Raw genomic sequence first — 14457 nt, 5'->3', positions numbered from 1 at the left:
AATGTCAACTTTTTAGTGTATAACACAAAAAACATGGTATAATCCTTTATGGAATTATATTAAAGGAGTTGTTTTAATGGGACTTATATCAGAATTTAAAGAATTCGCCGTTAAAGGCAATGTAATGGACATGGCTGTCGGCATAATTGTCGGCTCTGCTTTCACCAGCATAGTTAACTCCCTTGTTAAGGATATAATTATGCCGGTAGTAAGCACAATAACAGGCGGCATTGATTACTCGGCATGGTTTGTTGCTTTGGACGGCAACAAATATGCAACAGCCGCAGCAGCAGAGGAAGCCGGAGCAGCAACACTTAACTACGGTATGTTCATTTCTTATGTTATTAACTTTATAATCGTTGCATTTGTGCTTTTCCTTGTTATCAAGGCAATGAACAAAATGAGAAAGCCTGCACCCGTTGTCGAAGAAGCGCCTACAACAAAGGTATGTCCTTACTGCAAGAGCGAAATCTCTATCGATGCAACAAGATGTCCTCACTGTACATCAGAGCTTAAATAAATATGAACGCAAAACTCCGCCTATCGCATTTCAATGACAAGCGGAGTTTATTTTTACAATTCTATGTCCAGTTCAACCGGGCAGTGGTCCGAACCCATAATTTCCGAATGAATTTCGGCAGCCTTTATTTTATCCTTTATACTGTCTGAAACAATATAATAATCTATTCTCCACCCTGCATTGTTCTTTCTTGCATTAAAACGATAGCTCCACCATGAATACGCACCTGTTTTATCGGGATAAAGGTATCTGAATGAGTCAACATAGCCTGACGCCAAAAGATCGGTCATTTTTGCCCTTTCCTCATCGGTAAAACCGGGATTTTTTCTGTTTGATGCCGGATTTTTCAAATCTATTTCGTTATGTGCCACATTAAGGTCACCTGTAACTACAACCGGCTTTGTTTTATTAAGCTCGTTTATATAATTTCTGAAGGCATCGTCCCACTGCATTCTGTAATCAAGTCTTGCATTTTCACTCTGTGAATTCGGAGTATAAACCGTAACATGATAAAAATTATCAAACTCAAGAGTTATAACTCTGCCTTCTTTATCATGCTCATCTATGCCAAGTCCGTAAGAAACCGAAAGCGGCTCTTTTTTAGTAAATACGGCAACACCCGAATATCCCTTTCTTTCGGCATAATTCCAGTAACAGTTATATCCTTCGGGAGCAAAATCAATCTGTCCTTCCTGGAGCTTTGTTTCCTGAACGGAAAATATATCCGCATCGGCGTTCTCAAAGTATTCCTTAAAGCCCTTTGTAACACAGGCTCTCAATCCGTTTACATTCCAAGAAATCATTTTCATAATCTATCACCTTTTCAGTTAAAATTTTAAATTAGTTTTCAAACAACAATAATCGTGCTATACTCATTGATGACGACATAACAGGAGGTCAGCATTAATGAAAACAGCACTCGCACAATTAGATATTATATGGGAAAACAAAGAGGCAAACAAGATCACCGCAGTGGAATTCATAAAAAAAGCCGAAAAAAACAACTGCGACATAATTATCTTTCCCGAAATGTCACTCACAGGCTTTTCCATGAATATAGACATAATTGCCGAAAAAGAAGAAAACTCGGAAACAGTTAAATTCTTCTGTGAACAGGCAGCAGAAAACAATATTTACATAACCTTCGGTATCGCACTCACCGGTTCAGACGGCAAAACTCGCAACTACGCCATAACCTGCAACCGACATGGACAAATTGTTTCCAAATACGCAAAAATACACCCGTTCTCACATGGCGTTGAGCACAAATATTTTGTCGGCGGCGACCATATCGAATGGTTCGACCTTGACGGTGTAACCGCATCAACTTTTGTCTGCTATGACACACGTTTTCCGGAAATATTCCAGGCCGCATCTATGAAAAGCAAGCTTATAATAGTAATCGCCTGCTGGCCGGACGTCAGAACCGAACATTGGGAAACACTGCTTAAAGCGAGAGCACTTGAAAACCAGTGCTACATATGCGGTGTAAACAGAACAGGCCGTGAAATGAAATATACATATAACGGACATTCTCTTGTTGCCAGTCCATACGGAAGAATAATAAGCGACATCAGAGAGGACGAAGCTCTTATCATAACCGAATTCGATATTGCCGAAGTTGACAAATACCGTCATGCCTTTGCTATGAAGAGCGACCGTCGTCCGGATATATACAAAAAGTATTTGTAATTATTATGGGGCTTTTTAACAAGCCCCATAAACTTTATTTTTTCTCTTTTTCAAAATCCACAAGCTCTATTCCGGCTTCATTCAGCATTTCAAGTGAAAGCTTGTCCGGATAGCTTTTTGAATAAACTATCCTCTTTATTCCGGCATTAATACAAAGCTTTGCACATATTACACAAGGAAAATCCGTTACATATATTGTAGCTCCTTCTGTTGTATTGCCTATTCTTGCCGCCTGTATAATTGCATTCTGTTCCGCATGTATCGCTCTGCACATTTCGTGGCGTTCTCCCGAAGGAATATTATGCTCCTGTCTGAAACAGGTTCCTATTTCCGTACAATGGCGGCATCCCGAAGGTGCTCCGTTATATCCGGTTGTTATAATTCTGTTATCCTTAACAATAACCGCTCCTACCTGTCTTCGCATACATGTCGATCTTGTTTTGACAATATCGGCTATCTGCATAAAATACTCATCCCAGCTTACTCTCATACTTATCCCCCAAAATCACTTATTTTTCAAATATTCCAGTGCTCTGTTCAAGTGATGGCGCATAACAATGCTTGCTCCGACACCGTCACTTTCCTTTATGAATTTGACCACTTCAAAATGGTCCACAAGAACACCGTCGTCAAAGCTTTTATTTCCTTTTATATATAATGCCTGTCTTGAATCCTCTATTTCATAATCCACAGTAGTCATAAGTCTATACAAAATGGCATTATGCGACGCCTTTGCAAGAGAAATATGAAATTCCCTGTCTGTATCATCAATAGAGCCGCCGTTCAAAAGGCATTCTTTACAATTTTCGGCACACTTGAGCATATCCGCTATATCCTCTTCCGTTGCTCTTTCTGCCGCAAGCATAACTATTTCCGGCTCAATAATACGTCTTGTTTCAAAGGAATCCTTTATATGCTCCTTCTTGCTTTTCGTAAAATATATACCGTATGGATTGACAGAATCCTTATTCTCATTGGAAACAAAAGTGCCCACACCCCTTTTAATATAGAGAATATTGTTTGCAATAAGAGTTTTGACCGCTTCTCGAACAGTTAGCCTGCTTACCCCAAGTTCATGTGCAAGCTCATATTCGCTCGGTATTCTGTCACCGGGTTTAAACCGTTTTTCGTTAAGAATCATGTTACTGATTTTCCTTGCCGTTTCCTCCGGCAAACTTTTTTCCTTTCCTAACATATATAACACCCCATTCTTTTTTAACTATATCACAAAAGAATTGCCTAATCAACTTTTTAATATTGACATCTGATGTTCAAATATTTACAAAGCCTTTTAAAATACGTCCTACCAATTTATATAAATTGATGAAGTTGCTTAAATTAAAGTTTTTTTCAAAAAACGTATTGACTTTTAGACATCAGATGTGTATTATATAGCCATAAGTTAATTAGACATCAGATGTTAAACAAACATCACTCAGGTTCTAAATTTAAGGAGGAATTATTATGAAGGCTACAAAAACAGGTTATTTTCTTATCACATTAGTAATGGCAATTTTCACAATCGGACTTGGTTCTTTATCACTCTAAGAAGAGCTTAAACATATAGGAGGTAATAATTATGAAAGCAACTAAAACAGGTTATGCACTTATCACTTCAGCTATCGCAATCTTAACAATCGTTGTTGGTTCTTTTTCACTTTGATTTTGATTTCGGTTTTATTTAAAGGAGGCTGTTATTATGAAAGCTACTAAAATGGATCGTGCACTTATTTCATCAGCTATTGCTATATTAACAGCTGTTGTAAGTACTTTAGCACTTTGATTATATTGATATACAGACATTTTAAGGAGGCAGTTATTATGAAAGCTACAAAAACAGGTTACGCACTTATAACTTCAGCTATTGCAATCTTAACAATCGTTGTTGGTGCTTTTTCACTTTAATTTTGGACATAATTTAGAGGAGGTAATTTTTATGAAGGCTACAAAAACAGGTTATGCACTTATAACTTCAGCTATTGCAATCTTAACAATCGTCGTTGGTGCATTCTCACTTTAATATATATTTAAAACTAAAACGCAATTATAAATCATTCTTTATTTTTATATATTTTTTCACAATTCACCTTACATTCCAACCCCAACGGAATATGAAATATAAACCAGGAGGTCATATGACCTCTTGGTTTTTTGCATTCATAGTAGTCTGATGTCTGTAAAATATACTATCCATATTTTTTAATCAGCTGTTCCAACTTTATTTCCGGCATACAAAAGCGGCAGAGGTCTGATGACCTCTGCCGTTAATTTTACTTGCATATCAATATTTATCTGTAAAGTTTGAAAGCATCATAGCAATATCTGATCTTAAAGCATTTGTTGAAGGAGCAAGATACATTGCATATCCACTGCCATAGCCTTTCATAATTCCGCTGCCTACCGCCCAGCTTACCGCAGGTCTTGACCAGCCTGTCGGTGCATCAACATAACCTGTAAGTGTGCTTACTTCTGATACATTATATCCTTTAAACTTAGCATATGTGTAAAGGAACTGAGCTGCCTGTTCTTTTGTTACATAGCCGTTAGGATTGAAGGTTGTTTTTGTCATACCGCTTGCAATACCTACGCTCTGTGCCCATGCAACCGCATCGCTGTACCATTCGTTGCTCGGAACATCTGTAAAGCTTGAACGTCCGTATACCTTAGGCGTGCCTTCGATATTGTAGAGAGTTTTAACAACCATTGCTCTTGTAAGTGTTGAGTTAGGACTAAATGTTGTGTCGCTTGTACCGGCCATAAGTCCTTTCTTATATACATCAACTACCGCATCATAGAATGAGTCTGTTTCATAAACATCAGTAAAAGGAATATCATCTTTCTTTTCCTTAACGAATTCAGCCTCAATCTTATTATCGGAATCAACATCTTTAAATGTATATTTTGAAATATCTCCCTTACTTCTGCCGTTTACATATACATCACTTATCTTATAGCCTCTGTCAGGTGTGATTGTGTAAGTGATGTCACTGCCCTTCTTAACCTCTTTTGGTCCTTCATGGCTAATTGAGCCACCCTTACCGGCTATCGCCTTGATTGTATAGTATTTTGCACTTGAACTCGAACTTGCAACCTTAAATGTACCTTCTGCCGAGCCATCTTCGAATACTATTTCAACATCATGATCGCCCTTCTTTAAATCCTCAGTGTAGCTGCCTTTAACCTTAACAACTACATAGCTTCCGGATTCGTCTACTGAGTAGTATTTACTTGCAAGCTTTTCATCATCAATAAGGATCTTTTCAAAATCATCTTCATCAGCATTTCTTACTCTGAATGTTATGCTTTCGCCTCTATCTATTCTGTTATCTCCCGAAAGATTGTATTCTGAGCTCTTATCTATTTCAAACTCCTTATATGCAGGCTTTGATGCAAAGTTCTTTGATGTAGCTTTTTCTCTTACATATACTGTATAAGTTTTTCCATTTTTAAACGTTCCCTTAAATGTTCCACTGTTCTGCCAGTCGGATTTGTCCATCGAAAATTCACATTTGTTGTAATCATCGGCATTTGTTATTTCTACTTTTGATTTTGTTGCTTTTACCTTAAGCTTTCTCGTAGGTGCATCCGGTCTTGACGGAATTTTAAGCATCTGTGCATAGCTATCATCAGTTTTATTTGTTCCCTTCTTAACTATGCTGATTGTTTTTCCGAACCAAGCCTCGGGAATACTGATTGTCGTTCCGTTTGATGCTGTTTTATATTCTTTTCCTTCGATTATATATGTACTTCCCTTTACAAGGTCTGTAAGTCTTTCCTTGCCATAATCAATGGAAGCATCCGGTGTTTTTTCGCTTTCTTTTGTTGCGGCAAATTTTTTTGTAAGAACAAGCTTGCCACCTGATATGACTGCCTTATCCCAACCGTCTGCCTTTACAGATTCTGCAAAGCTATAACCGGTCTTAGGTGTAAGTGTAACAACTGCTGTATATTCAGTTTTTGCTTTAAAAGCAGTACCGCTAAATTTACTTGAGCCTATCTTCCATTCGATTGTTCCTGTATAGCCATCTGTAGACTCAATTGTTCTCTGAGGCTTCTGACCTGTTGACGGTGCAGTAACATTAATTGATACACTTCCGATTTCAGATGAAAGAGTAACTGCCAATGCTGATGAAACTGCTTCATTATAAAGCTTATTTTCTTCAGCCTTAACAAAGAAGTAATATGTTCCGCCGGCTTTAAGCTTATTAAACTCAGGTGATGTCTGCCATGTAGCTTTAGTAACATCGTTCTTTTCAGAATATCCGTATTTAACTCCGTTCTGAGTTTTAAGAGTGACAGATGTTTTTTCTTTTTTTGCTACTTCAGGAGTATCAACCTTCTGTGTACCCTTATTAACCGTAATAGTATTTGTTGCAGATGCAGCATTAAACTTATCCGAAGCTTCAACTTCTGCCTTTATTTTAAATGTTCCGGCTTTAGTAACAGTAAGCTCAGAACCGTCGATTGAGCCTTCACCTGTTCCTCCGTCCTTATTATATCTAACTGTAACACCGGTTTTATCAACTGTGAACAAATCAGAAAGGTTTATAGATTTTCCTTCATATACATAGGCGTCCTTAGCAACAGCAGTTATTTTTACATCTTCCTTAGCTGCTTTTGCATTTATAACATCAACCTTACCTGTTAATACTTTGCTGTTTGCGTCGAACTCGCTGTTTTCAGCTGTCCATGTAAACACATTTGTTTTTTGTGGTGTCTTATCATAATTCGAACAAGACCATTTCAAATTGAGTTCTTTCTTTCCGTCCTCTGTTTCCACATCGACCTTCTGCTGAAGATCTTTAATAATGTCATCAACTGAAGCATATTCTTTAGTAAGTACCTTGCCGGATACAACTCCGACTGATTTAATTTTTGCTTTTGCAGTCGCTTCAAAAGTATGTGTAAATGTTACTGTCTTTTTATCCTTACTGAGTACCGTTCTTGTCCAGCCACCTGCTTCAACAGTATCCTTAAATGTTTTGTCCTGCTTTGCCTCAAAAACAACTGTTGCTGTATATACTTTGTTATAACCGTATTTTCCAACAGGATTTTCTGACCATGATAAGCTTTTTGCTATATAATCCTTATCTTCTGTAACCCCTGTAACAGCAGTCTGAACAACACCGCCTGCAACAGGTTGATCTACACCAAATGAAAGTGCAGATATTTCATTTGCTAACTGTCCGCCTGTTCCATTGTCTGCATAGGCAACCACATTAGGAACTACCGTTCCGCCTGTTACCATTGCTACCGAAAGAACTACGGAAGCTGCCTTTTTATAAAAATTCTTTTTCATAAGTTTTCCTCCCTCCATAACTCCATATGTTGTTAATATCATTATAGCAAATTAATCTTTAAATAACCATTTATAACCGTTTCTTACGAAAATATTAGGTAAAATTTAAGAAATAGACTTCAATATTTTATTTAACCTAAACGAAAGCACCGTCTGCAAACGCAGACGGTGCTTCATACAACCAATAAATTAAATTTATAAGCTAAAAGTGAAAATGGGTAGGAAACTTTTTACTTATGAATTTCTCATTAAACCATTAAGTTCATCTTTCTTGCTTCGAAAAGAAGCTCTTCTCTGAACTTAGGATGTGCAATATCGATAAGGGCTTTTGCTCTCTGACCTGCTGTTTTGCCCTTAAGGCGTGCAATACCATATTCTGTAACTACATTATCAATATCGTTCTTTGTTGTTGTTACGGCTGCACCGGGTGTAAGAATAGGCTTAATCTTTGAGAGTGTGCCATTCTTAGCTGTTGAGTTCATGGCGATAAAGCTCTTTCCACCCTTAGAAATAGAGCAGCCTCTTACGAAGTCAAGCTGTCCGCCTGTACCGCTGTAATTCTTGTAACCGATTGACTCTGAGCAAACCTGTCCGAGTAAGTCGATTTCAAGACCGGCATTTATAGAAACAAAGTTATCAAGTTTTCCGATTATATAAGGGCTGTTTACGTAGTCAACTCCGTGAAGCTCGATCGAACGGTTATCATCAATGAAGTCATACATTCTTTGTGAGCCCCAGCAGAAAGCCGCAACTGTTTTACCGATGTCAATGTTCTTTTTCATGTTTGTAACAGCACCGGCCTCGATAAGGTCAACCATACTGTCTGTGAACATTTCTGTATGAATACCGAGATCCTTCTTTTCAAGAAGAAGCTTACCCACTGCATTGGGAACCTCACCTATACCAAACTGGATTGTTGCACCGTTGGGAATCATTTCGGCAATCATAGTACCCATCTTCTTGCTGTTTTCTGAAAGCGGCATTTCGGGAAGTGTAGGCATAGGATATGAATTTTCACATAATGCTGTTACCTGTGAAATATGTACAACATGTGTACCCATAACTCTGGGAACCTGATCATTTACTTCAAGGAAAACATATTTTGCTCTTTCAAGCTGTGCAAGTGATTCAGCGGCAACAAGACCGAATGAGAAGAAACCGTGTTTATCCATAGGTGAAACTGTTGCATAGAATACATCAAGTCTTGGAATATATTCTCTCCAGATCTTAGGTATCTCGCTATAATGAGCAGGCATAAAGTCGAAACGACCTTCCTGCACACCTTGTCTTGATGCACCGGATGTGAACCAAGATACGTGATAATATTTTCCTGCAAGCTCCGGATCAAGATAATCTCCGCCGCCGGGTGAAATAAGGCTGTGGTGCTGAACATTTGTTATTTCATTGTTTCGCGCTCTCTCCCCTATTGCGTGAACGATGGCAGCAGGCTCAGCCATACATGTAGGACATGCACAGATAAAATCATTTTCAATGTATTCGGCTATTTCTTCAGGTGTTCTAAGCTTAGCCTTATATATTCCGAGGTATCTGTTTCCGGGTTCAATATTGTATTCCATTCTAATTTCTCCTTCCTCAAATTGTATTCAATCCACTGTATACATAAATTCGTTATAATTAATATTTAACATATTTTAAAGCATTTGTACAGTATTTTTTTGCAAACAATTTACCTATGTATACAAAAACATAAAAATATTGCATATACTTTGTGCAATCCGCTCATTGATTGTTTATAGATTAACAACAAAATATTTAATTTAAGATTAAAAATGCCATAAATAAAGGCATTTTTTAAGGATATAATTTAAAATGTCCTACCAAAATGCCTAATAAATTAACAAAAATTTTAATTTTTATATTGTATGACAACATTGTATACATTATTATGAGTGCCGTCTATGCTCTTGTTGTTCTGTACAGCAGTGCATTGACTATCGCTGCCGCAACGGTGCTTCCGCCCTTTCTTCCTCTTGCGACAACATACGGACATCCGCACTGCATTATTTCTTCCTTCGCCTCTACCACGTTCACAAAGCCCACCGGCACAGCTATTATAAGTGTCGGCTTTATTTTTCCGCTCTCCATAAGTCTCTTAAGCTCAAAAAGTGCCGTCGGTGCATTGCCTATTGCAAATATAACATCGCCCTTTATCTCCGATGCCTTTTCCATGCTTATTACCGCTCTTGTTACGCCTCTTTTTACTGCCTCCTCTGCCACATCCTTATCCGCCATAAAGCATACCGCCTCACAGCCACATTTTGACAGTGCCGCTTTGTTTATTCCCGATTTTGCCATGTTTGTATCTGTGACGATAACTGCACCGTTTTTTAGTGCGTTTTCACCGATTTTTGCGGCATTCTCCGAAAAAACAAGATTATCGGCATAATCAAAATCCGCCGTTGTGTGTATAACTCTTTTTATTACATCGGCATTTTCCTGTGCAATATCGTGCGGCAGTTCAGATTCGATTATTTCCATGCTTCTTTTTTCTATATCCATTGGCTTGATATATTCCATACTGATTACATTCCTTTCCCAAGAATGCGGTAAACCGCCTGCATATCCATGTTTTCTCTTACCATATCGGCAAGCTTATCATACTCTCTTTCCTTAACTGTTTCATAGGAAAAATCCGCCGATATTTTTTTGCCGGTTTCCGCAGAAAGTACGGTGAGGAATTTATTCAAAAATTCCTTTTTATCGAAAAGTCCATGCAGATATGTTCCGAAAACATTGTTTTTTCCGCTGCATATAACCTCTTTGTCACCGACTTTTGTTACTCCGGCATGAATTTCATAGCCCTTTGCCATACTTCCGTTAAGCACCGAAAACAATCCGCTTATTCCGTCAAGCGTTTTGCTTCCGTTTATACAGGTCTTTTCGCTCTGCATTACCGTTTCGGCATCAATAAGTCCAAGACCGTTTATATTTTTTATTTCGCCTTCTACACCCATATCGTCGGTTATTTTTCTGCCGAGCATCTGGAAACCGCCGCATATTCCAACAACAGGACAGCCTTCGTTATTCATAAGCCTTATCATTCTGTCAAGCTTTCTTTCCTTCAGCCACTGCATATCGGCTATTGTGTTCTTCGTTCCGGGAATTATTATACAGTCGGCGTCCCAAAGCTCTTTACCGTTATCGACATATCTTACCTCACAGCCGTCAACGGAATCCAGCATATTGAAATCCGTAAAATTTGATATTCTCGGTAGCTTTATTACGCATATAAATATATTTTTTTCGTCCGTCTGCTTTTTTCCGAGCCTGTCGGAAAGGCTGTCCTCATCGTCAATATCAAGCGGTGTGTATGGCAGAACTCCGGTTACCGGAACAGGACATATATCCTCAAGCATTTTTATTCCCGGCTCAAGTATCATCTTATCGCCTCGGAATTTATTCATAACAAAGCCCTTTATATACTTCTTCTCATTTTCCTCCAAAAGCATATATGTGCCTGTGAGCTGTGCAAAAACTCCGCCTCTGTCTATATCGCCCACAAGAAGAACCGGCGACTTTGCCATTTGTGCCATGCCCATATTCACAATATCGTTTTTCTTTAAATTAATTTCTGCCGGAGAGCCTGCACCTTCTATGACTATAACATCATACTTTTCCGCAAGCCTGTTATATGCCGACATTATCTGCGGAACAAGGCTCTGTTTATGCTTGAAATAATCAACGGCACGCATATTTCCTATTGCCTTTCCGTTTACAATAACTTGTGAGCCGACATCGGTTGTAGGCTTAAGCAATATTGGATTCATGTCCGCAGACGGCTCTATGCCTGCCGCCTCTGCCTGCATAACCTGTGCTCTTCCCATTTCCAGACCTTCGTTGGTTACAAAAGAATTGAGTGCCATATTCTGTGATTTAAAAGGAGCCGCCTTAAGTCCGTCCTGCATAAACACACGCAGAAGTCCGGCAGTAACGTAGCTTTTGCCGACATTGGACATTGTTCCCTGTATCATTATTGCCTTTGCCATTACATTTTCTCCTTTATAACCTCTTTAAATATCTCAATGAGCCTGTCGTTTTCAGCCTTTGTTCTGACCGCAATCCTATAATATTCGTTTCCAAGCATACGATAATTTCCGCATTGTCTTATAAGTACATTTCTTTTGAGCATATCCTCATAAAGCCCATCATAGGCCCTGAAAAGAATATAGTTTGCATATCCGTCATAAACCTTAAAGCCAATCTCCGAAAGCCTACGAACAAGCTCTTTTCTTTCGTTATGTATGTATTCAACGGTTTTTTCGACATATTTTCTGCATTTAAGTGCCGTAGCTCCGGCAAGCTGTGCCGGTGCGGATACATTCCAACAGCCACCGCATTCCGAGCATTTTTCTATAAGCCAGTCGTTTGAGGAATACATCATTCCGAGCCTTAAGCCTGCCATACCATATATTTTTGTAAATGCGTCAAGCACAATGACATTTTTATTTTTCATCGCCGTTTCGAGCATACTGTGCTTTTCATCGATTACAAACTCACCAAAGCATTCGTCAACAACAAAAATAAATCCGTCTTTTTCAGCAAGCTCTGCGATTTTCTCTAATATAGTTTCCTCTGTCATAACTCCGACGGGATTTGACGGCGAGCATATAAATACTATATCCGGCTTTTCCTTTTCCACAAAGCTTACAAAATCCGATTGTATACAAAAATTATTTTCTTCGCTTGTATCGTAAAAGCTGATTTCTCCACCGGACGCTCTGACCGACTTTTCATATTCGGAAAAGCAAGGTGCCGCAAGTACTGCCTTTTTCGGCTTAACCGCAAAGCACAGACGATAAATAATATCCGACGCACCGTTTCCGCAAAAAACATTTTCCTCTGATATGCCTTTATTTTCGGCAATCGCCTGTCTTAATGCCAGACAGGATGAATCCGGATAATCAACAAAACCGTTTATATTTTTTCTGTCGGAAAGCACATCAACAACCTCCGGCGGCATTCCGAATGGATTTACATTTGCCGAAAAATCCAGCTCAATATGCTTATCGTATTTTTCTCCACCATGATTATATTTCATATAAACATAACTCCAATCGCTATAAATATAATAACAAGCAGAATTTCACTTCCGAACATAAGCCGCCATGAACGGCAAATATCGTAAGGCTCAATTTTTCTCAAATCGTCACCGATAAACGGCTTTTCGTGCCTTACCCCGAAATACCATGCGTCACCTGCAAGCTTTACTCTCAATGCTCCGGCACATACCGCCTCCGTCTGTGCCGAATTCGGGCTTGCATGCTTAAGCCTGTCCCTTTTCCATATTTTAAAAGCATTTTTCCCGTCAAGCCCGACAATATATGCCGCCAGAATCATTAGCAGAGCCGTAAACCTTGACGGTATAAAGTTCAAAACATCATCGAGCTTTGCCGCCGCTGTTCCGAAATAACGGTACACATCGTTTTTATAGCCTACCATTGAATCCATTGTGTTTACCGCTTTATAAAAAAAGCCGCCGGCCGCACCGAAAAGCATTATATAAATAAGCGGAGCCGTAACTCCGTCCGACGTATTTTCGGCAACGGTTTCTACTGCCGCCTTTGTTATGCCTGCTTCGTCCAGTCTTTCAGTATCTCGTCCTACAATCATGGAAACTGCGGATCTTGCACCTTCGGTATCGTTATTTTTCAATGCCGTATACACCTTTCCGCTTTCTTTTTTAAGGCTTCCGGCGGCAATAAGCTGATAGCACCATAAGGCTTCAAGACAAATATAAAGCACAATATTTATTCTGTACGAAATCCAAAGACAACATATGACAACCGCCTCTGTTATCACTATAACCGATATAACAAGAAGAACGCCGCCTTTCCGCTCTTTTTTCGCATTGCCGTCACAACTTAATCTTATTTTTTTATCCAGAACAGAAATAAGACTTCCTATATATCTTATCGGATGTGGAAAGGAATAAGGATCGCCGAATATCCAATCCAGTATAACTGCCGCAATGACTGTTATTATTCTTATCATAACCGCATTATATTCCGGCATTTTCCGTCCTCCCATTTGCAAACAAAGCCTTCTCCGTTATCGGTTATATAATCATAGTAGCTTTTGCCTTCATCACCAAGCTCAGACAAAATCGACATTATTGTTCCTCCGTGAACGACAAAAGCGGCTGTATTTACATTTTCATTTTCCAGCCAAAACATTATTTTTCTGAACTCGGAAACACTGCGTTTTTTAAACTCTGCCATGCTTTCGCCACCGGGAAAAGGCAGTTCGCCCATTGAATCTATCCATTTCTGATAATATTCGTTTCCGTCCAGATCCGAATGATTTTTTCCTTCAAACTTTCCGAAATTACATTCATTGAGTCCCGAAAGTTCATAATGCGGTACATTTTTATAAATAATGTCTGCCGTCATTCTGCACCTTAACATACCGCTTGTTATAACAATATCCGCTTTCGGATAAGTCCTGTCCAGCTCGGCAATACCCTTTTCGCAAAGCGGCTCATCGGTAACGCCGATATATGCTTTTCTTAAATTCCCTTCTGTCTTTCCGTGGCGTATAAATATAAGCTGCATTATTTTATCCTCGTACATATTCCGCTGACAACCCTGTAAACCTCATCAGAGCTTTGTGCAATGCGTATATTGAATCTTCCGTTCAACTCTCTGAAAAGTCTTTCGTTTTTATCTATCGGAACAACTCCGTAGCCGACCTCATTGTTTATTATTACAACATTTTTATTTTCACTGATAAATCTGTCGGCAAGCTCATTCACTAAAGACTCATCAAGATTTTTTCTTATAAATCCATCTATTCCGTATATGCCTTCGGCTGAAAGCATTTCTTCCATATCCGTATTTTCGGCGTTTATAATATTTTTTATGTTTTCGTTTTTAATAACGGCCTCTCGTTTTCCCTGAAAACAGCCTCCGATATAAAGCTTCATAAC

At 38.9% G+C, this 14457-nt stretch carries 13 protein-coding genes; 2 read left to right on the top strand and 11 right to left on the bottom strand.

Annotated features, from left to right (window positions below):
• Window positions 1–76 precede the first annotated feature (76 nt).
• Complete coding sequence (gene mscL / locus KQI66_RS08745; RefSeq protein ID WP_216428646.1) at window positions 77–520, top strand: large conductance mechanosensitive channel protein MscL; 444 nt, start codon at window positions 77–79, stop codon at window positions 518–520.
• A gap of 53 nt (window positions 521–573) precedes the next feature.
• Here the strand turns inward: mscL and KQI66_RS08740 are convergent, their stop codons facing one another.
• Window positions 574–1329: an exodeoxyribonuclease III gene (locus KQI66_RS08740; protein ID WP_216428643.1), complete on the bottom strand. Its 756-nt coding sequence runs from the start codon at window positions 1327–1329 to the stop codon at window positions 574–576.
• A gap of 97 nt (window positions 1330–1426) precedes the next feature.
• On the opposite strand from KQI66_RS08740, the gene KQI66_RS08735 reads away from it, so the two are divergent.
• Window positions 1427–2212, top strand: a complete 786-nt coding sequence (locus tag KQI66_RS08735) for a carbon-nitrogen family hydrolase (protein ID WP_216428641.1) — start codon at window positions 1427–1429, stop codon at window positions 2210–2212.
• A gap of 34 nt (window positions 2213–2246) precedes the next feature.
• On the opposite strand, the gene KQI66_RS08730 is transcribed toward KQI66_RS08735, so the two are convergent.
• From KQI66_RS08730 to KQI66_RS08685, 10 genes are all read right to left on the bottom strand, one after another.
• Window positions 2247–2702, bottom strand: coding sequence for a deoxycytidylate deaminase (locus KQI66_RS08730; RefSeq protein ID WP_216428638.1), 456 nt, complete (start codon window positions 2700–2702; stop codon window positions 2247–2249).
• A gap of 15 nt (window positions 2703–2717) precedes the next feature.
• The gene (locus KQI66_RS08725) at window positions 2718–3407 is read right to left on the bottom strand and encodes a FadR/GntR family transcriptional regulator (RefSeq protein ID WP_216428636.1); all 690 of its coding nucleotides are present in this window, start codon (window positions 3405–3407) and stop codon (window positions 2718–2720) included.
• A gap of 1086 nt (window positions 3408–4493) precedes the next feature.
• On the bottom strand, window positions 4494–7511 hold the full coding sequence (locus KQI66_RS08720) for an S-layer homology domain-containing protein (protein WP_216428634.1): 3018 nt from the start codon (window positions 7509–7511) through the stop codon (window positions 4494–4496).
• Between the two features lie 248 nt (window positions 7512–7759).
• Window positions 7760–9088 (bottom strand): acetyl-CoA hydrolase/transferase family protein, encoded by a 1329-nt coding sequence (locus KQI66_RS08715; protein WP_216428632.1) that lies wholly within the window; start codon window positions 9086–9088, stop codon window positions 7760–7762.
• A 340-nt stretch (window positions 9089–9428) separates the two neighbouring features.
• Complete coding sequence (locus tag KQI66_RS08710; protein WP_216428630.1) at window positions 9429–10049, bottom strand: precorrin-8X methylmutase; 621 nt, start codon at window positions 10047–10049, stop codon at window positions 9429–9431.
• A 5-nt stretch (window positions 10050–10054) separates the two neighbouring features.
• Complete coding sequence (locus KQI66_RS08705; RefSeq protein ID WP_216428628.1) at window positions 10055–11518, bottom strand: cobyric acid synthase; 1464 nt, start codon at window positions 11516–11518, stop codon at window positions 10055–10057.
• On the bottom strand, window positions 11518–12570 hold the full coding sequence (locus KQI66_RS08700; RefSeq protein ID WP_216428627.1) for a pyridoxal phosphate-dependent aminotransferase: 1053 nt from the start codon (window positions 12568–12570) through the stop codon (window positions 11518–11520). The genes KQI66_RS08705 and KQI66_RS08700 overlap by 1 nt, the downstream gene beginning before the upstream one ends.
• Window positions 12567–13544, bottom strand: coding sequence for an adenosylcobinamide-phosphate synthase CbiB (gene cbiB, locus KQI66_RS08695; protein ID WP_253287712.1), 978 nt, complete (start codon window positions 13542–13544; stop codon window positions 12567–12569). Before cbiB ends, KQI66_RS08700 begins: the two co-directional genes overlap by 4 nt.
• On the bottom strand, window positions 13520–14083 hold the full coding sequence (locus KQI66_RS08690) for a histidine phosphatase family protein (protein ID WP_216428624.1): 564 nt from the start codon (window positions 14081–14083) through the stop codon (window positions 13520–13522). The genes cbiB and KQI66_RS08690 overlap by 25 nt, the downstream gene beginning before the upstream one ends.
• The gene (locus tag KQI66_RS08685) at window positions 14083–14454 is read right to left on the bottom strand and encodes a bifunctional adenosylcobinamide kinase/adenosylcobinamide-phosphate guanylyltransferase (RefSeq protein WP_216428622.1); all 372 of its coding nucleotides are present in this window, start codon (window positions 14452–14454) and stop codon (window positions 14083–14085) included. Before KQI66_RS08685 ends, KQI66_RS08690 begins: the two co-directional genes overlap by 1 nt.
• Window positions 14455–14457: the final 3 nt, after the last annotated feature.

The organism is Anaerotignum sp. MSJ-24 (genome assembly GCF_018918145.1).
Lineage (GTDB): Bacteria > Bacillota > Clostridia > Lachnospirales > Anaerotignaceae > Metalachnospira.
The sequence above is the reverse complement of the archived record's forward strand: the minus strand, read 5'-3'. Positions and strand labels throughout refer to the sequence as shown.